Annotated in this window: 18 protein-coding genes; 12 read left to right on the top strand and 6 right to left on the bottom strand. The window is 59.5% G+C overall.

From position 1 onward, the window contains the following. Positions 1-11 precede the first annotated feature (11 nt). Positions 12-1,229, bottom strand: coding sequence for an argininosuccinate synthase (locus tag ACWKV4_RS08505; protein WP_483831637.1), 1,218 nt, complete (start codon positions 1,227-1,229; stop codon positions 12-14). Between the two features lie 121 nt (positions 1,230-1,350). Beyond that, entirely contained in the window at positions 1,351-2,352 is a 1,002-nt protein-coding gene (locus ACWKV4_RS08510; protein WP_483831729.1) for a flagellar protein MotY, read from the bottom strand. A 190-nt stretch (positions 2,353-2,542) separates the two neighbouring features. Between ACWKV4_RS08510 and pyrC the strand changes: the two genes are divergently transcribed. From pyrC to bfr, 4 genes are all read left to right on the top strand, one after another. After that, positions 2,543-3,589, top strand: a complete 1,047-nt coding sequence (gene pyrC, locus ACWKV4_RS08515) for a dihydroorotase (protein WP_483831638.1) — start codon at positions 2,543-2,545, stop codon at positions 3,587-3,589. Further along, positions 3,586-4,260 carry a ribonuclease T gene (rnt, locus tag ACWKV4_RS08520; RefSeq protein ID WP_483831639.1) on the top strand — a complete coding sequence of 225 codons (675 nt, stop codon included), beginning with the start codon at positions 3,586-3,588 and terminating at the stop codon, positions 4,258-4,260. Before pyrC ends, rnt begins: the two co-directional genes overlap by 4 nt. A gap of 238 nt (positions 4,261-4,498) precedes the next feature. Then, the gene (locus tag ACWKV4_RS08525) at positions 4,499-4,717 is read left to right on the top strand and encodes a bacterioferritin-associated ferredoxin (RefSeq protein WP_483831640.1); all 219 of its coding nucleotides are present in this window, start codon (positions 4,499-4,501) and stop codon (positions 4,715-4,717) included. Positions 4,718-4,880: 163 nt separating this feature from the next. Beyond that, positions 4,881-5,360: a bacterioferritin gene (bfr, locus tag ACWKV4_RS08530; RefSeq protein ID WP_483831730.1), complete on the top strand. Its 480-nt coding sequence runs from the start codon at positions 4,881-4,883 to the stop codon at positions 5,358-5,360. Between the two features lie 58 nt (positions 5,361-5,418). Here bfr and grxD read toward each other — a convergent pair whose 3' ends face one another. Further along, positions 5,419-5,766 (bottom strand): Grx4 family monothiol glutaredoxin, encoded by a 348-nt coding sequence (grxD, locus tag ACWKV4_RS08535; protein ID WP_483831641.1) that lies wholly within the window; start codon positions 5,764-5,766, stop codon positions 5,419-5,421. Between the two features lie 100 nt (positions 5,767-5,866). Next, positions 5,867-6,160, bottom strand: coding sequence for a hypothetical protein (locus tag ACWKV4_RS08540; protein ID WP_483831642.1), 294 nt, complete (start codon positions 6,158-6,160; stop codon positions 5,867-5,869). Between the two features lie 294 nt (positions 6,161-6,454). On the opposite strand from ACWKV4_RS08540, the gene argF reads away from it, so the two are divergent. Together argF and ACWKV4_RS08550 are read left to right on the top strand one after the other, a co-directional pair. After that, positions 6,455-7,375 (top strand): ornithine carbamoyltransferase, encoded by a 921-nt coding sequence (argF, locus tag ACWKV4_RS08545; RefSeq protein WP_483831643.1) that lies wholly within the window; start codon positions 6,455-6,457, stop codon positions 7,373-7,375. After that, positions 7,372-8,448: an ABC transporter ATP-binding protein gene (locus ACWKV4_RS08550; protein ID WP_483831644.1), complete on the top strand. Its 1,077-nt coding sequence runs from the start codon at positions 7,372-7,374 to the stop codon at positions 8,446-8,448. The genes argF and ACWKV4_RS08550 overlap by 4 nt, the downstream gene beginning before the upstream one ends. Here the strand turns inward: ACWKV4_RS08550 and ACWKV4_RS08555 are convergent. After that, complete coding sequence (locus tag ACWKV4_RS08555; protein ID WP_483831645.1) at positions 8,445-9,278, bottom strand: PhzF family phenazine biosynthesis protein; 834 nt, start codon at positions 9,276-9,278, stop codon at positions 8,445-8,447. The two genes, ACWKV4_RS08550 and ACWKV4_RS08555, sit on opposite strands and share 4 nt — an antisense overlap. 40 nt (positions 9,279-9,318) lie before the next feature. Beyond that, positions 9,319-9,789: a Cys-tRNA(Pro) deacylase gene (gene ybaK / locus ACWKV4_RS08560; protein WP_483831646.1), complete on the bottom strand. Its 471-nt coding sequence runs from the start codon at positions 9,787-9,789 to the stop codon at positions 9,319-9,321. A gap of 301 nt (positions 9,790-10,090) precedes the next feature. Here ybaK and ACWKV4_RS08565 point away from each other — a divergent pair, with 301 nt between their 5' ends. The 6 genes from ACWKV4_RS08565 (at position 10,091) to aauR (ending at position 18,397) form a co-directional block, all read left to right on the top strand. Then, positions 10,091-10,954 carry an MIP/aquaporin family protein gene (locus tag ACWKV4_RS08565; protein WP_483831647.1) on the top strand — a complete coding sequence of 288 codons (864 nt, stop codon included), beginning with the start codon at positions 10,091-10,093 and terminating at the stop codon, positions 10,952-10,954. A gap of 45 nt (positions 10,955-10,999) precedes the next feature. Further along, positions 11,000-12,481 (top strand): glycerol kinase GlpK, encoded by a 1,482-nt coding sequence (gene glpK, locus ACWKV4_RS08570; RefSeq protein ID WP_483831648.1) that lies wholly within the window; start codon positions 11,000-11,002, stop codon positions 12,479-12,481. Positions 12,482-12,598: 117 nt separating this feature from the next. Continuing rightward, entirely contained in the window at positions 12,599-13,357 is a 759-nt protein-coding gene (locus ACWKV4_RS08575) for a DeoR family transcriptional regulator (RefSeq protein WP_483831649.1), read from the top strand. A gap of 184 nt (positions 13,358-13,541) precedes the next feature. After that, complete coding sequence (gene glpD, locus ACWKV4_RS08580) at positions 13,542-15,071, top strand: glycerol-3-phosphate dehydrogenase (protein ID WP_483831650.1); 1,530 nt, start codon at positions 13,542-13,544, stop codon at positions 15,069-15,071. 75 nt (positions 15,072-15,146) lie between these two features. Then, entirely contained in the window at positions 15,147-17,045 is a 1,899-nt protein-coding gene (locus ACWKV4_RS08585; RefSeq protein ID WP_483831651.1) for a sensor histidine kinase, read from the top strand. Beyond that, positions 17,042-18,397 carry a two-component response regulator AauR gene (gene aauR / locus ACWKV4_RS08590; protein WP_483831652.1) on the top strand — a complete coding sequence of 452 codons (1,356 nt, stop codon included), beginning with the start codon at positions 17,042-17,044 and terminating at the stop codon, positions 18,395-18,397. Before ACWKV4_RS08585 ends, aauR begins: the two co-directional genes overlap by 4 nt. Positions 18,398-18,434: the final 37 nt, after the last annotated feature.

Consider the following 18,434-nt stretch of genomic DNA (forward strand, 5'->3'; position numbering starts at 1 on the left):
GGTTGTGCGGATCAGCCCAGGTGACGGCCTTTGTTGGCCGCGATGCGCATCCGCAAGGCGTTGAGCTTGATGAAGCCTGCCGCGTCTGCCTGATCGTAAGCCCCACCGTCCTCCTCGAAGGTGGCGATGTTCGCATCGAACAGCGAATCGTCTGACTTGCGGCCCACGACGATTACATTTCCCTTGTACAGCTTCAACCGCACCACCCCGTTCACATGGGCTTGTGAGGCGTCGATCATCTGCTGCAGCATCAGGCGCTCTGGGCTCCACCAGTAGCCGGTATAGATCAGGCTGGCGTAGCGCGGCATCAGTTCGTCCTTGAGGTGAGCCACTTCGCGGTCCAGGGTGATGGATTCGATCGCCCGGTGCGCCTTGAGCATGATGGTGCCGCCAGGCGTCTCGTAGCAGCCACGGGATTTCATGCCCACGTAGCGGTTTTCGACGATATCCAGACGCCCGATGCCGTTCTCACCGCCGATACGGTTCAGCTCGGCAAGCACGGAGGCGGGGCTTTTTTCCACGCCGTCCAAGGCCACGATGTCGCCATTGCGGTAGGTGAGCTCAAGGTAGGTGGGTGTATTGGGCGCCGCTTCCGGCGACACCGTCCAGCGCCACATGTCTTCTTCGTGCTCAGCCCAGGTGTCCTCGAGCACGCCGCCTTCATAAGAAATGTGCAGCAGGTTGGCGTCCATGGAATAGGGTGATTTCTTCTTGCCATGGCGCTCGATCGGGATGGCGTGCTGCTCGGCGTAGTCCATGAGCTTTTCACGGGACAGCAGGTCCCACTCGCGCCAAGGGGCAATGACTTTCACGCCTGGCTTGAGCGCATAAGCACCCAGCTCGAAACGCACTTGGTCGTTGCCTTTGCCGGTAGCGCCATGGCTGATGGCGTCGGCTCCGGTTTCGTTGGCGATTTCGATCAGTCGTTTAGCGATCAAGGGCCGGGCAATGGATGTACCCAACAGGTACTCGCCTTCGTAAACGGTATTGGCGCGGAACATCGGAAATACGAAATCGCGCACGAATTCTTCGCGTAGATCGTCGATGTACACCTCTTTCACGCCCATGGCCTGAGCCTTGGCGCGAGCCGGTTCGACTTCCTCGCCCTGGCCTAGGTCGGCGGTGAAGGTCACCACTTCACAGTTATAGGTATCCTGCAGCCACTTGAGGATCACCGAGGTGTCCAGGCCGCCGGAATATGCCAGAACGACCTTTTTTACGTCCGCCATGCCATTACTCCACCGGTTTTGCTTAAAGCCGCCGATTCTACCGCCCATGGCCGTTAAATTACAGTAGCGCGACAGCAAGTGTTGGTGAAGCGACAGCGTTCAAGCGTTAGCGACAGTATGTTCAGCTCTTCACGGCGGGTTTTGTCGGAGCGGCTGAAGCCCCGGCAGCAGGTATGGCCGGTGCAGCCACAGGCGCTGTGGCAGGCGTCGTTAAGGGCGCCGTAGGTGCCTGCGAAGTGGGGGTAATGGTCTCGATGACCGGCCGCTTGTCCAGTTGGATATTCACCCGGCGATTACGCGCACGATTGGCCGGTGACGTGTTAGGCGCCACGGGGTATTGCTCACCATGGAAGCGCACGTCTATATGGTCCTCGGGCACGCCATGGGCCTTGAGGTAATCAGCCACGGACAGTGCACGGCGGCGAGACAGCTCCCGATTGGTCAGGCGGTTACCACTGTTGTCGGAGTGGCCGTCCAGTTCGATATGGTTGACGCTAGGGTCGGCCTTTAGAAACGCCAGGATCACATCCAACCGGGCCTTGGCTGCGTTATCCAAGTCCACACCGGTACCTGGAAACGGGATCTGAGCCATGCGTACCTGCTCGAAATTCATGGGCAACAGTTTGCCCGCGCACGCCTGGTAGTCGCTCCAGGCTTTGTTGAACTTCACCGGCAGTACGCGCACGTCCATGGCTTGGCCACTGTCAGTGGAAACGGCGCGCACCACGGCGCTACGGCCTTCGAGCAGCCCGCTGATCAAGCCACTGGCCTGACCCTGGCTGGAGGTCAGTACAGTCGGACCACTGCTTAGCCGCGCCGAACCCAAGCTGATGTCGCCCCGCCCGGGCTGCCAGGGCGCGGCGGCGGACATCAGGCTGGCCGTGCCGGTCCCTAGAGCGTTGGTGCTGGTGCTCAAGCGAAACAAGGCTTTTTCGCCTGCTCGCCGAATGAACTGGGCCTCGCCAAAATCCGCCACCGGCTGGGTAAGCCGGCACTCGAAGGCATCACCTTCAACCTTCCACTCCACATTTTCCAAACGGGTCTGGAAGGTAAAGGCCAGCGCCGGGGCCGCGCCCAGGCTGCAAGCGATCAGGAATAAACAGGCGAGGTAACGAGGGCCCACGGCGAACTCCGAAGAAGATGACAGCGTACTCAAGGCGTATCGGTCGAGGTCGCGCAAACTTGAAGCGGATGCCCCAGGCAGGCTTTTACGGTAGGATTCGCGCAAGTCCGTCTACAGGCAGCGGGCCGCCTCGTTACGCGGCCGACGCTTTGCTGCCGGCGCCCCATGAGCTCTACCCCTGGTACCCTCCATGTCCGACCGCCTTACCCTGCTACGTCCAGATGACTGGCACATTCACCTGCGCGACGGCGCTGCCCTCGGCCAGACCGTGGCCGACGCCGCGCGCACCTTTGCTCGCGCGATCATCATGCCCAACCTGGTACCGCCGGTGCGTAATGCCGAGCAAGCCGGCGCCTATCGCCAGCGCATTCTCGATGCCCGCCCGGCCGGCAGTCGCTTCGAACCCTTGATGGTGCTGTACTTGACCGACCGCACACGCCCCGAAGACATCCACGCCGCGCTCGCCAGTGGCTATGTACACGCCGCCAAGCTGTACCCGGCTGGCGCTACCACTAACTCTGATTCCGGCGTGACCTCCATCGACGGGTTGTTCCCGGTACTCGAGGCCATGGCCGAGGCGGGCCTGCCGCTGCTGGTGCATGGCGAGGTCACCCATGCCGAAGTCGACGTGTTCGATCGGGAAAAAGCCTTTATCGATGAGCATATGACTCGTATCGTCAGCCGCGTGCCGGGGCTTAAGGTGGTGTTCGAGCACATCACTACTGCCGACGCAGTGGCCTTCGTCAATGGCGCGGGTGAAAACGTCGCGGCGACGATCACGGCCCACCATCTGCTCTATAACCGCAACCACATGCTGGTGGGTGGCATTCGCCCGCATTTCTATTGCCTGCCTATTCTCAAGCGCAACCTACATCAGGCCGCGCTGATCGAGGCGGCTACAAGCGGCAATGCCAAATTCTTCTTGGGCACTGACTCGGCGCCCCATCCACGCCATGCCAAAGAGGCTGCTTGCGGCTGTGCGGGCTGCTACACCGCCTATGCGGCCATTGAACTGTATGCCGAAGCCTTCGATCAAGCTGGCGCGCTCGACAAGCTCGAAGGCTTTGCCAGCCTGCACGGGCCAAACTTCTATGGCTTGCCCGTCAATCAGGAGTGCATCACGCTGGTGAAAGAAAGCTGGGTCGCGCCTTCGGCGCTGGCCTTTGGAGAGCATGAGGTCGTACCGCTGCGCGCGGGCGAAACCTTGCAATGGCGTGTGGCGGAGGTACCGGCATGAGTGACGAGCATTTCGACGACGAGCAGGACGGCCCCTCTAGCGCAGGTAGCCGCCACCCTATGGCAGCCCGCTTTCGGGGCTACCTGCCGGTGGTTGTGGACGTAGAAACCGGTGGCTTCAACAGCGCCACCGATGCACTGCTGGAAATCGCCGCCACTACCATTGGCATGGATGAAAAAGGCTTCGTGTTCCCGGACCACACTTGGTTCTTCCGGGTAGAGCCTTTCGCCGGCGCTAACATAGAGGCGGCAGCCTTGGAGTTCACAGGCATCAAGCTTGACCACCCGCTGCGCATGGCGGTCAGTGAAGAAAGCGCCTTGACCGATATCTTCCGTGGCGTGCGCAAAGCCTTGAAAGCCAATGGCTGCAAGCGGGCGATTCTGGTAGGCCATAACAGCAGCTTCGACTTGGGTTTTCTTAATGCCGCGGTTGCTCGCCACGACCTTAAGCGCAACCCGTTTCATCCGTTCTCCAGCTTCGACACCGCTACCCTGGCGGGGTTGGCCTATGGCCAAACGGTACTGGCCAAGGCTTGCCAGAGCGCTGACATCGACTTCGATGGCCGGGAGGCGCATTCGGCCCGCTACGACACCGAAAAAACCGCCGAGCTGTTCTGCGGTATCGTCAACCGCTGGAAAGACATGGGCGGCTGGCGCGATTTCGACGATTGACCGTTTTTAAGACGTAGGAGCTAGCGCTAGCTGGCGAACAGGGCTAAGCCACCTTCGCTGGCTGGCGCCAGCTCCTACACGATGAATTGTGATCGAATTCGAAGGGTAGGAGCCAGCCAAGCTGGCGAAGCGACCTTTCATCGACTCGGGCCCCTTACACCACTAAGCGTTTTGACACGCATTCTCATTAACATTAGTATCCTGGCATTCCCAGCCTCACAGCGACGGTGCCAGCGATATGTATGTCTGCCTCTGCCAGGGTGTTACCGACGGCCAAATCCGCGAAGCCATTTACGAAGGCTGTTGCAGTTATCGTGAAGTGCGTCAGGCCACCGGTGTTGCCAGCCAGTGTGGAAAATGCGCTTGTCTGGCCAAGGAAGTAGTACGCGAAACGCTGACCGAACTGGGCTCTGCTCACGCCGCTGTCCCCTTCTCCGTAGAGTTCACCGCCGCCTGACAGTTGGTAACGAGGACGATTCGTCTTCTTCCTTCAGCTATAACGCAAAGTTGAACCATTCCGGTTCCGATTCGCGATAGTTTGTGCTGCAAATGCCTGTTTGACAGCGTCTTTTGTGACGCGCACACTTTCGGCCATCCGTAGCATGAACAGGCCTAAATCCATGAAGGGTGACGTAAGCGTCATACAGCATCTGAACCGCGTTCTTGGCAACGAGCTGATCGCCATCAATCAATATTTTCTTCATGCGCGCATGTATGAAGATTGGGGCCTGAACAAGCTCGGCAAGCATGAGTACGATGAATCCATCGACGAAATGAAGCATGCCGATAAGCTGATCAAGCGCATCCTCTTCCTTGAAGGCATCCCCAATGTCCAAGAATTGGGCAAATTGCTGATTGGGGAGCACACTCGGGAAATGTTGGAGTGCGACCTGAGGCTCGAGAAAAAGGGCGTCACCGACCTTCGCGCAGCCATCGCCCATTGCGAGTCCGTAGGGGACTACGGCAGCCGGGACATGCTCGAGCACATCCTTGAATCCGAGGAGGAGCATATCGACTGGCTGGAAACCCAGATTGGCCTGATCGACAGGATCGGCATTGAAAACTACCTGCAGTCAGGCATGGGCGAAGAAGACGCCTAAACCTCATGCAATAAAAAGCCCCGCCGAAGCGGGGCTTTTTATTGCCGGTGCTCAAGCATCAAGCGCCTGCGTTACTTTCAGCCGTTTTGGCATTCTCTACCGCGCCCTTGATCAGGGTTTGCAGTTCGCCATTGGCTGCCATTTCGGCCACGATGTCGCTACCGCCAACAAGCTCGCCTGCTACCCACAGCTGCGGGAAGGTCGGCCAGTTAGCGTACTTGGGCAGGTTAGCGCGGATTTCAGGGTTTTGCAGGATGTCCACATAGGCGAATTTCTCACCGCACCCCATGATGGCCTGCACGGCACGCGAAGAGAAGCCACACTGCGGGGCATTCGGCGAGCCTTTCATGTACAGCAGTACGGTGTTGTTGGCGATCTGGTCTTTGATGGTTTCGATGATATCCATGGGCACCTCAGGCTTTGGCTACTCGACACCTGCGTGTCGACACATGAGGCCATTGTAACGGAAAGCCGACTATAGCGCTCGGCCTTCCCTACCAGTGGATTTACTGCATGGCTGTGCCCGAAGGAGGGCCAAGCATTTCGATCTCGGTAATGGTTTCTACCTCGTCCTGAGGGACATGAACGCCTGTCATTTCACCAATGATTTGCCAGTGGGCATCCAGTTCGGAGCTGATGGTTGCCATGCGGTCGATCATATGCCGCCCGGCGTCTCTTGCCACTTTGTCCTCGCTGCGTAGCAGTTCGAAGGACATGGTCGTGATCGATGCGGTCAGATGGGTCAGCGTGCGGGCGGTCAAGCCCAGCAACTCCATCAGCTGTTTTTCCTTCGCTTCCATTCGGGACTCCCTGTGTCACGTGGAAAACATTATCACCCACGGCAGAGCGTTGTGGAATGCCGTCATCGCAATGCAGCTCATTGCTGTGACGCCCTTCAAGAAACGGACTACCACAGGTTGCCACGGTTCACCCTCACCAGGACGAACGGTGTGCTGCAATCAGGTGAAAAGCTTTAACTGTTGAAAATTTATAACGCCCCTTGGTATTAGGCGACATTTTTTTATAAGATCGCGTCTTTCTTTATTTCCTGGCCGGTTACACACGGCCCCGGCACGACGCAAAAGGTAGGTCATATGAGCGCCCGGCATTTTCTATCCCTGATGGATCTCACCCCTGACGAACTCCTTGGGGTGATTCGCCGCGGGATCGAACTCAAAGCCTTGCGCAACCGTGGCGTGCTGCACGAGCCCTTGAAAAATCGCGTACTGGGGATGATCTTCGAAAAATCGTCCACCCGTACGCGGGTATCTTTCGAAGCGGGGATGATCCAGCTTGGCGGTCAGGCCGTATTCCTGTCCTCCAGGGATACCCAGCTGGGGCGCGGCGAACCGGTGGAAGATAGCGCCATCGTGATGTCTAGCATGCTCGACGCGATCATGATCCGCACCTTCGCCCACACCACCGTTACCGGTTTTGCGGCCAACTCGCGGGTGCCTGTGATCAACGGCCTGTCAGATGACCTGCACCCCTGCCAATTGCTTGCGGACATGCAAACCTTTGAAGAGCATCGTGGCCCCATTAGAGGCAAAACCGTGGCATGGATTGGCGACGGTAACAATATGTGCAACAGCTATCTAGAAGCGGCGGTGCAGTTTGGCTTCAACTTGAGAGTCGCCTGCCCCGAAGGTTATGAGCCTGGCTCTGAATTCCTTGCCCTGGCAGGCGATCAGGTGACCTTGGTTCGTGATCCCCGCGAGGCAGTACAGGGCGCACACGTGGTCAGCACCGACGTATGGACGTCCATGGGCCAAGAAGAGGAAGCTCAGGCCCGCCTGGCGCGCTTCGCGCCTTATCAGGTCACACGTGAATTGCTCGATCTGGCCGCACCGGACGTGGTATTCATGCACTGCCTGCCCGCCCATCGCGGCGAAGAGATCAGTCTCGACCTGCTCGACGATCCCCGCTCGGTCGCTTGGGACCAGGCTGAAAACCGTTTGCACGCCCAAAAGGCGCTGCTTGAATACCTCGTCAAACCTGCTTACCGAGCCGAATGAATTCTTCCGCCCTCCTGAGCTTGAACGCGCTGGCCTGTGGTTATGCCGACCAGCGCATTGTCCAGAACCTCGACCTGCACCTGACCCCCGGCGAAATCGGCTGTCTATTGGGCGCCTCGGGTTGCGGGAAAACCACTACCCTGCGCGCCATTGCAGGCTTTGAGCCTGTATATGAAGGCCAAATCCAGCTTAGCGGCCAGGTTATCTCTCGCCCAGGCTATACCCTGGCCCCGGAAAAGCGCCGAATCGGCATGGTCTTTCAGGACTACGCGCTGTTTCCACACCTGACCGTGGCGGCCAACGTCGCCTTCGGCCTGGGCAAGCGTAACGATGCCGCGCGGGTAGTGGCCGAGATGCTAGAGCTGGTCAAGCTCCAAGGCCTCGGGGACCGCTACCCCCACGAGCTGTCCGGTGGTCAGCAGCAGCGGGTGGCACTGGCCCGCGCCCTGGCCCCCGAACCTGAGTTGCTGTTGTTGGACGAGCCGTTTTCCAACTTGGACGTCGAGCTGCGTCGACGCTTGAGCCGCGAAGTGCGAGACATCCTCAAAAGTCGTGGAACCAGCGCCATACTGGTTACCCACGATCAAGAAGAAGCCTTTGCCGTGAGTGACAAGGTTGGCGTGTTCCGCCATGGCCTCTTGGTGCAGTGGGATACCCCCTACAACCTGTATCACGAACCGCAAACGCCCTTTGTGGCCAGTTTCATTGGCCAGGGGTACTTTATTCGAGGCGAACTGACCAGCCCAACCACCGTGCGCACCGAATTGGGTGAGTTATGCGGAAACCGCGCCTATCCCTGGCCGATAGGCGGCGCGGTGGACGTACTGTTGCGCCCGGATGATATCGTTCTGGCGAGTAGTGGTGGTTTGCAGGTCAAGATCCTCGGCAAAAGCTTTCTTGGGGCGTCCACGCTGTACCAACTGCAGCTGCCTACCGGAAACCAGGTCGAGGCCGTCTTCCCCAGCCATGCTGACTATGCGCTTGGGCAGAATGTAAATGTTGCGGTAGCCGCCGAACACCTGGTGCTGTTCCAGGTTTCCGGCGGCGTAGAAGCACAACGCGCGCGGGGCTAACTGGAAGTGACTGGCAGCGGCGCGCCGGCGCTGGTCGATTCGCCGCCTAGCCCTGCCAACAGCCGACCAGACGCAACCAGTGTGACCTGCCCACCTACCAGCACGCGGTCGCGCTCCAGGCGGCAGGCCAGCGCCCCACCCCGCCGCGAACACTGATAGCCGCGCAAGCTGGACTTGCCTAGGCGTTTGGCCCAATAGGGCACCAAGCTGGCATGGGTCGCCGCGCTGGCCGCACCTTCATCAATACCCAGCCGTGGCGCAAAGAAGCGCGACACATAGTCGTACTGTTCACCCCGAGCGGTAATGACGACCCCTAACCACATCAGCGCGGCCAAGGCGGCATGATCGGGGCGGCATTCGCGAACGGCCTGCTCGGACTCCAACACCACGAACAGCTCGTTGGCGCCCAACACATCTACGATATCCACGCCCAACGCCCGCTGTACCTCCAGGCTCACGCCCTCCTCGTCAGGGTATTGGGCGGCGAGGTCCAACCACAGACGGCCCTGCTCCCGACTAACGCTAATTGGCCCGGCGCGGCTGATAAAGTCGATTCTATCGGCGGCTTCGGCATAGATCAGCTGTAGCACATGGGCAGCGGCCAGCGCAGCATTGCCGGCGGCAGGCACTTCAACCAAAGGTGTAAAGCAGCGCAAATGCCACCCTGTGGCCTCCCGCACCAGAAACGCGGTATGGGAAAGGTTATGCTCCCCAGCAATACGCTGAAGCAGCTCGTCGGGTAGCCAATGGCCCAGTCGATACACCATCGTCGGGTTACCGGCAAAGGGGCGGTCAGAAAATACATCAACCTGGTGATATTCAAGCGGCATGCACACCCCGACTATAACGATACAACCTATGCCCGCCCGTTCAGGGCCTTGCGAGCGCGGCGAAGGTCGCGCCTGTGAGGCTTGCCAGAGTGGCCGCGGCCAACTCCACTTCCAAGCCACGACGGCCCGCGCTTACAAATAGTGTTTCGAAGCCTTGGGCGCTGAGGTCGATAAAGGTTCGCAGGCGCTTCTTCTGCCCAAGCGGGCTGATCCCCCCTAATAGATAGCCTGTCGCGCGCTGGGCCGCCACCGGATCGGCCATTTCACAGCGTTTTACCTTCGCCGTCAGGGCCAAGGCCTTTAGGTCCAGGGTGCCTACCACCGGGACTATCGCCACCAACAGTTCCTGGCGCTCGGTGCTGGCCAGCAAGGTTTTGAACACCCGCTCCGGTGCCAGCTGGAGTTTTTCGGCCGCCTCCAGGCCATAGGAGGAAGCGTTGGGGTCGTGTGCATAGCTGTGCACATGAAAAGCCGCGCGTTGTTTCTTAAGCAGGTCTATGGCTGGAGTCATGAAAGCAGGCAGCGATATAGGTTGGAAACGCCAAGCATATCGACAAAGCGTTGAGATAACGCAACAGAAGCAAACCAACCCGGACTTTTCGTACAAGAAAAAACGAATGGACTGCCTCACAAAGGTTCGATTTTGAGCTTTACAGACTCATTTTATGGTTATATTTTTTCGTTTACGAATGCCGAGCGCGAACTTTTCGCGTTATTGCTCGTCCATTGCGCCGTAATACCGTTGCGCTTAAAAGCAGCCCCTGAGCGTGGCGGCGTTATATATGAAACAACAACAAAAATCGAGGTCCCGGATGTCAAACGGCTTTAGCAAACCTGTGTTGTCTGGCCAGTGCATGGCTGAGTTTTTAGGTACCGCCCTGCTTATCTTCTTTGGTACGGGGTGTGTTGCAGCGCTCAAGGTCGCGGGCGCCAGCTTTGGCCTGTGGGAAATCAGCGTCATATGGGGCATCGGGGTGAGCATGGCCATCTACCTCACCGCCGGGGTGTCCGGCGCGCACCTCAACCCGGCCGTGAGCATCGCGCTCTGGCTGTTCGGTGACTTCGAACGGCGCAAACTGCCCTTTTACATCTTGGCCCAGGTGGCCGGCGCATTCTGCGGCGCAGCGCTGGTTTACACCCTTTACACCTCTTTGTTTTTCGATTACGAACAGGCGCACCACATCGTGCGTGGCAGCGAAGCCAGCCTGCAGCTTGCCAGCGTATTTTCCACCTATCCGAACCCGGCGCTCAGTGAAGGCCAGGCGTTCTTGGTGGAAGCGGTGATTACCGCCATCCTCATGGCTGTGATCATGGCCTTGACCGACGACAACAACGGCCTGCCACGGGGCCCGATGGCGCCCTTGCTGATCGGCCTGTTGATCGCTGTCATCGGCAGTGCCATGGGCCCGCTGACCGGCTTCGCCATGAACCCGGCACGGGACTTTGGCCCTAAGCTGATGACCTTCTTCGCTGGCTGGGGTGAAATTGCCTTCACCGGTGGCCGAGAAGTGCCCTATTTCCTGATCCCCATCGCCGCGCCGATACTGGGCGCCTGCTTCGGTGCCGCCAGCTATCGTCTGTTGGTAGCCCGGCACCTGCCCGTGAGCATCGCGGCCGACGAGACCACCAGCAAGGCCAAAGACTCAGCCAAAGAGGCCGATGCGAGCGCCTCCTGAACCTGCGCCGTAATCAGCCCAACCACTACCCTCAAGGCAACCGCCATGACCGATAAAAATTACATCATCGCCCTTGACCAAGGTACCACCAGCTCCCGCGCGATCATCTTCGACCGCGATGCCAATGTGGTGTGCTCAGCGCAAAAAGAATTCGCCCAGCACTACCCGCAACCGGGCTGGGTAGAGCACGACCCGATGGAAATCTTCGCAACACAAAGCGCAACCATGGTCGAGGCCCTGGCACAGGCCGGCATCAGCCACGCCCAGGTAGCGGCACTGGGTATCACCAACCAGCGGGAAACCGTAGTGGTATGGGATAAAAACACCGGTCGGCCGATTCATAATGCCGTGGTCTGGCAATGCCGCCGCAGCACCGAGATTTGCGAACAGCTCAAGCGTGATGGCTTCGAGGATTACATCCGCGAAACCACGGGCCTGGTCATTGACCCCTATTTCTCCGGCACCAAGGTGAAGTGGATTCTCGACCATGTAGAAGGCAGCCGCGAACGGGCGCGCCGTGGCGAACTGCTCTTCGGCACCGTGGACACTTGGCTGATCTGGAAATTTACCGGTGGCAAGGTGCACGTGACCGATTACACCAACGCCTCCCGCACCCTGATGTTTAATATCCATACCCTGCAGTGGGACAAGCGCCTGCTGGACGTGTTGGACATCCCTGAGCAGATGCTGCCCCAGGTACGGTCGTCGTCGGAGGTGTACGGTCAGACCAAGAGCGGAATCGACATCGCCGGTATCGCCGGTGATCAACAAGCCGCGCTGTTCGGCCAGATGTGCGTGAACCCAGGCGAAGCGAAGAACACGTACGGCACTGGCTGCTTCCTGCTGATGAACACCGGCGATAAAGCCGTGGCCTCCAGCCATGGTTTGCTAACCACCCTGGCCTGCGACCCTCATGGCAAGGTGGCGTATGCACTGGAAGGCGCGGTGTTCAACGGTGGCTCCACCGTGCAATGGCTGCGCGATGAGCTCAAGGTGGTCAACGATGCCTTGGATACCGAATACTTCGCTACCAAGGTCAAGGACAGTAATGGCGTCTACCTGGTGCCTGCCTTCACCGGCCTTGGCGCTCCCTACTGGGACCCCTATGCCCGTGGCGCGCTGTTCGGCCTTACCCGTGGCGTGAAGGTAGACCACATCATTCGCGCCGCCTTGGAATCCATTGCCTACCAGACCCGGGACGTGCTGGATGCCATGCAGCAGGATGCCGGCGCGCGCTTGAGCACGCTACGGGTCGATGGCGGCGCGGTGGCGAACAATTTCCTGATGCAATTCCAGGCCGATATTCTCGGCACGCCAGTGGAACGCCCGCAAATGCGCGAAACCACCGCGCTGGGCGCTGCCTACCTGGCAGGTCTGGCATCAGGCTTCTGGGGCAGCCTGGACGAGCTGCGTAACAAGGCTGTAATCGAGCGCCAGTTCACCCCACAGGTAGACGACGACAAACGACAGGCACTGTACGGGGGCTGGCAGAAGGCAGTGGACAGAACCCGCGGCTGGGCTCAGTGAAGGCAAGTGCTCAACGCAAGGCAAGGCTGGGCTAACGGCGGATTACCACTAGGCTAGCGAAAGCCGGGGGCGCTGCGGCATCATGGGAAAATTCTGCGACAAGCACAAGGACTCCCCATGACCCTGCCCCCCCGTCAGCAGCAGATCCTTGATCTGGTGCGCGAACGTGGTTACGTCAGCATCGAAGAAATGGCTCAGCTGTTCGTGGTCACGCCACAGACCATCCGCCGGGATATCAATCAGCTCGCCGAAGGCGGGCTGCTCCGGCGCTACCACGGTGGCGCGGCCTATGATTCCAGTATCGAGAACACTGCTTACGCCATGCGCGCCGACCAGATGCGCGATGAAAAGCAGCGCATTGCCGAGGCCATCGCGACACATATTCCAGACCACGCCTCGCTGTTCATCAATATCGGCACGACCACTGAATCCATCGCTCGCGCCCTGCTAGGGCACCAGCAGCTCAAGATCATCACCAACAACCTGCACGTGGCCTCTATCCTCAGCGGCAAAGAGGATTTCGAGGTGCTGTTGGCTGGCGGCAACGTGCGCCGGGACGGCGGTGTGGTGGGCCAAGCCTGCGTGGACTTCATCAACCAGTTCAAGGTGGATTTCGCCTTGGTGGGCATCAGCGGCATCGATGAGGACGACGGCAGCCTGTTGGACTTCGATTACCAGGAAGTACGGGTCTCCCAGGCCATCATTGCCAACGCCCGGCAAGTCATTCTAGCTGCCGACTCTAGCAAGTTCGGCCGCAATGCCATGGTCCGGCTCGGCTCCATAGGCCTTATAGACCGGCTGGTTACCGACAGCACACCCACGCCTGCGCTGGTACAGCATTTGAATCAGCACAAGGTTCGCCTGGAAGTCGTTTAAACCCAAGCGGCGCGATACCGCAAAAATGACCAAAGGTTCGTTATTTTCGTAATTGTTCTTTTTCTTTCGCCTTATGAAGAAAATCAATCAAAAGGCAGGTGGCGGCCGCGCTCATGTTGCGCTACCATTTTCGAAAATGAACATTTGATGTTCGATTCCAATTCGAATCTATCCGGAGGCATTCATGCCCGATACCTCGCAGTTGCCCGAAACCCTTTATGACGTCGCGGTCATTGGCGGCGGTATCAATGGCGTGGGCATCGCAGCCGATGCGGCAGGGCGTGGGCTTTCGGTATTCCTCTGCGAAAAGGATGATCTGGCCAGCCATACCTCCTCGGCCAGTAGCAAGTTGATCCACGGTGGCCTGCGCTACCTGGAACATCACGAGTTTCGCCTGGTGCGCGAGGCCCTTGCTGAACGTGAGGTGCTGTTGGCCAAGGCGCCGCATATCGTCAAACCCATGCGCTTCGTGCTGCCCCACCGGCCTCATCTGCGCCCGGCCTGGATGATCCGCGCGGGCCTGTTCCTGTATGACCACTTGGGCAAGCGCGAAAAACTCCCAGGTTCACGTAGCCTTAAGTTCGGCCCGCGTAACCCACTCAAGGCAGAGATCACTCGCGGCTTCGAGTACTCAGACTGCTGGGTCGACGATGCTCGCCTGGTGGCTCTAAACGCCATGGCTGCTCGCGAGCACGGCGCGCAGGTACGCACCCATACTCGCTGCGTCAACGCCCAACGGGCCAACGGCGTGTGGGAGGTGCAACTGGAAGGGCCAGCAGGTGAACGCTATACCGTGCGTGCCAAAGCGCTGGTGAACGCGGCCGGCCCTTGGGTGGCGCGTTTCATCCGCGAAGACTTGCAGTTGAAATCCCCGTATGGCATTCGTTTGATCCAGGGCAGCCACCTGATCGTCCCACGCCTGTACGAAGGTGATAACGCCTACATCTTGCAAAACACCGATCAGCGTATCGTCTTCGCTATCCCCTATCTGGAAAAATTCACCATCATCGGTACTACCGATCGGGAGTACACCGGCGACCCTTCCAAGGTGGAGATCACCGAAGAAGAGACCGACTACATCTTGAAAGTGGTGAACGATCACTTCAAACACCAGCTCAGCCGCAGCGACATCGTACGTAGCTACTCCGGTGTACGCCCACTGTGTAACGATGAGTCGGACAACCCGTCGGCAATCACTCGCGACTACACCCTGGCATTGACTCAGGAACAGGGCCAGGCGCCATTGTTGTCGGTGTTCGGCGGTAAGCTGACGACGTACCGCAAGCTGGCCGAGTCGGCCATGACGCAGCTTAAACCGTTCTTCCCGGCCATGGGCCCAAGCTGGACAGCGGCCCAACCCCTACCTGGCGGCGAAGGCATGAGCACGCCTCAGGCACTGGCGGCCGAACTGCAGGGCAAGGCGCCCTGGTTGCCGGCGCAGGTGGCGTTGCGCTGGTCCACCACCTACGGCAGCCGCAGCTGGACCTTGCTTGAGGGCAGCCAACAATTGGCAGACTTGGGCGAAAGCTTTGGTGCTGGTCTGTATGCTCGGGAAGTAGACTACCTGGTGCAAACCGAATGGGCCCGTTCCGCGCAGGACATCCTGTGGCGCCGGACCAAGCTTGGATTGTTCCTGGATGCTCAAGCACAACAGGCCCTGGCCCATTACCTGGAACAGGCTACCGCTGTAAAGGGCGATACCCAGGCTGCGTGATCTTCTTGAACGAATCTGCGGCTAACCGTTAAGCCTGTTGTACGCCCCTGCCATTGGCGGGGGCGCACGGCTGTGATGAAATGGCGATTCGCTCGCCTGTCCATAGCTGCCTTCCTTACCGTGACTATCCCTTTCCTTCGACGCTGGCTGTTATTGCCATTGGCCGGCTTGATAACCCTTGGCCCTGGCCTGGCCGGTTATTATCTTAGCGAACGTTTCGGGTTGCGCACTCAGGCCGAAGCCGGGGCCCGCCAACTGGAGCTGCATGCGCGGGCTGTGGAAAGCGAGCTGGATAAATACACTTACCTACCCAGCCTGCTGGAATTGGCCCAGGGGGTCGATGCTCTGCTAGCCAGGCCCGGCGGTGCCGATGCCACCGGCGTAAACCCTTATCTGGAAGGCCTGCAAGCGCGCAGCGGCAGCCGGGCAATTTTCATCATGGCCCCCGATGGTCAGGTACTGGCTAGCAGCAACTGGCATGCACGAGATAGCTTTATTGGTGAGAACCTGGCCTTCCGGCCCTACTTTCAAGATGCAATCAACGGCCGCCCAGGGCGTTATTATGGCGTGGGCAGCACCACTGGGGAGGCGGGTTACTTCATTGCCCATGGATTGCGCAAGAATGGTCGAATCATCGGTGTGGCGGTCGTCAAGGTACGCCTGGATGCCCTTGAAGCACGGTGGCAGAAGGCACGCCTGGAAACCTTCGTCAGCGATGAGAACGGCATCATCATTTTGTCCAGCGACGACTCTCGCCGGCTCAAGTCCATCCGGCCTCTGGATGCTGATAGCCGCAACCGCCTCAAACGCAGTCTGCAATATTTCGCGGCGCCTTTGAGCGAACTGCAGCCCCAGAGCCGTGAACACCTGAGCGACGGCGTGGAGCGCTTGACCCTCGGCAAGGACGACGGCGAAGGTCACGTACGGTCGGCACGCTACTTGGCACAATCGATGGCCATCAACGACGCCCGCTGGCGCATGACCTTGCTCACGCCGCTCAAAGACCAGCGTCGCGAAGCTATCATCCAAGGGGTACTGGCTGCCGTTGCCTTTGCGTTGTTGGCCATTGGCCTGATCGCCTGGAACGAACGCCGCAAGGTGATCGCTGCCCGCCTATCGGCGCGGGAGGCGTTGCAGGCCGCCAATGACTTGCTGGAGCGGCGTATCGTTGAACGCACCGCAGACCTGCGCAACAGCAACGATCGCCTCAAAAGCGAGATCCGCGAGCGGCGCAACGCTGAGCAAACCCTGCGCAAGGCCCAGGATGAGCTGGTGCGGGCAGGCAAATTGGCGGCCATTGGGCAAATGTCCACCAGCATCGCCCATGAACTGAACCAACCTTTGGCCGCGCTGCGCACGCTGTCCGGCAATACCGTGCGTTTCCTTGAGCGGGGCCGCCTGGACACCGCCAGCACCAATCTGCGCACCATCAACGATCTGGTAGAACGCATGGGCCGGATCATTTCCAGCCTGCGCGCCTTCGCCCGAGGCGGCGAACACAGGGGCAGCGCCGAGGTTACCAAGGCCGTGGACGCTGCCTTGGATGTGCTGGAGCAACGAACAAACACCCGCCCGGTAAGTATCGAACGCAACCTGTCCACCGCAATGGTGGCCATAGAGCAGACCCGCCTGGAGCAAATCCTGATCAACCTGCTGAGCAATGCCCTTGATGCGGTGGAAACTGTCGAGAATCCCTTGATCGATGTACAGGGGCAACCGGAAAACGGCCAGTACCGGCTGTGGGTACGCGACAATGGCCCAGGCGTGGACGCCCATAGCCGGGGCCAGTTGTTCGAGCCTTTTTTCACCACCAAACCGGGCGATCAGGGGTTGGGGCTAGGCCTTACCCTATCGGCCCAGTTGGCGGCCGCCGCCGGGGGCCGGCTGACCTTGGACAGCAATCCCGAACAAGGCGCCACCTTCATATTGACCCTGCCACTGTGCGCGCTCGTCCCTGGGAGTAACCTGCCTTGAACCCACCTTTGAGTGTACTGATCGTCGAAGACGACCCCCATGTACTGCTCGGTTGCCAGCAAGCCCTGGCCTTGGAAGATATCGCCGCCGAGGGCGTAGCCAGCGCCGAGCTGGCCATGGAGCGCCTCCACGCCGGCTTTCCAGGCATCGTGATCAGCGACATCCGCCTGCCCGGCATGGACGGCTTGCAGTTAATGGGGCGGGTCAAAACCTTGGACCCGACCTTGCCGGTAATTTTGATCACCGGCCATGGGGACATTCCTCTGGCGGTGAGCGCCATGCGTCAGGGTGCTTATGATTTCATGGAAAAGCCCTTCTCACCGGAACGGTTGGTAGAGGCCGCGCGGCGCGCGCTGGCACAACGCAGCCTGGCGCTGGAGGTGACAGCCTTACGCCGCCAACTGGCTGGGCGTGGCACCCTCGAAGAACGCCTGCTTGGCGATAGCGCGCCTATGCGTAACCTGCGCCAGTTAATCGCCAACGTGGCGGACACCTCCGCCAATGTGCTGATCGCGGGGGAAACGGGCGTAGGCAAAGAGCTGGTTGCGCGTTGCCTGCACGATTTCAGCGCGCGGCAACCTCAACCCTTCGTGGCGCTCAACTGTGGTGGGCTACCTGAGCTATTGTTCGAGAGCGAAATGTTTGGCCACGAACCTAACACGTTCGCAGGCGCAACCACCGGCCGAGTGGGCAAGATCGAACATGCACAGGGCGGCACGCTTTTTTTGGACGAAGTGGAAAGCCTGCCCCCAAGTGTTCAGGTGAAGATGTTACGAGTGCTACAGGAGCGTACCTTGGAACGCTTGGGCTCCAATCAGCCCGTGGAGGTTGACGTGCGAATCCTGGCGGCTACCAAGGCAAAACTGGGGCAAGGCGGTGCTGAGCAGCCCCTTCGCAGCGACTTTTTCTATCGTCTGGACGTAGTCACCCTTCAAATCCCACCGCTACGTGAGCGACGCGAAGACATCCAGCCGCTGTTCAAACACTTTCTTCACCAGGCCGCGCTGCGCTTCGGCCGTGAAACGCCTCCCCTGAACACTGCCTTGCATGGGCGCCTGACCGATCATGATTGGCCTGGCAACGTGCGCGAGCTGCGCAATGCCGCCGAACGCTTCGCCCTGGGCCTGCCCTTGTTCAACCAGGGTAACCTGCCAGGGCCCAGGCCAACGTTCACCGAAGCCGTGGAGGCCTTCGAACGCAACCTGCTACAGCAGGCGCTGGAACGTAACGCAGGCAATATCACCCAGGCCAGTGCCGACCTAGGCATGGCCAAGACCACAGTGTTCGATAAAGTGAAGAAATACCGCCTTACAGAACCCGTATTAACAGGGGTCAGCGGCAGCCTTAAGTAATGCCAGTGCTACAGCCCTCAGGCATTGAATGGCGTTT

The organism is Pseudomonas artemisiae, from assembly GCF_057128685.1.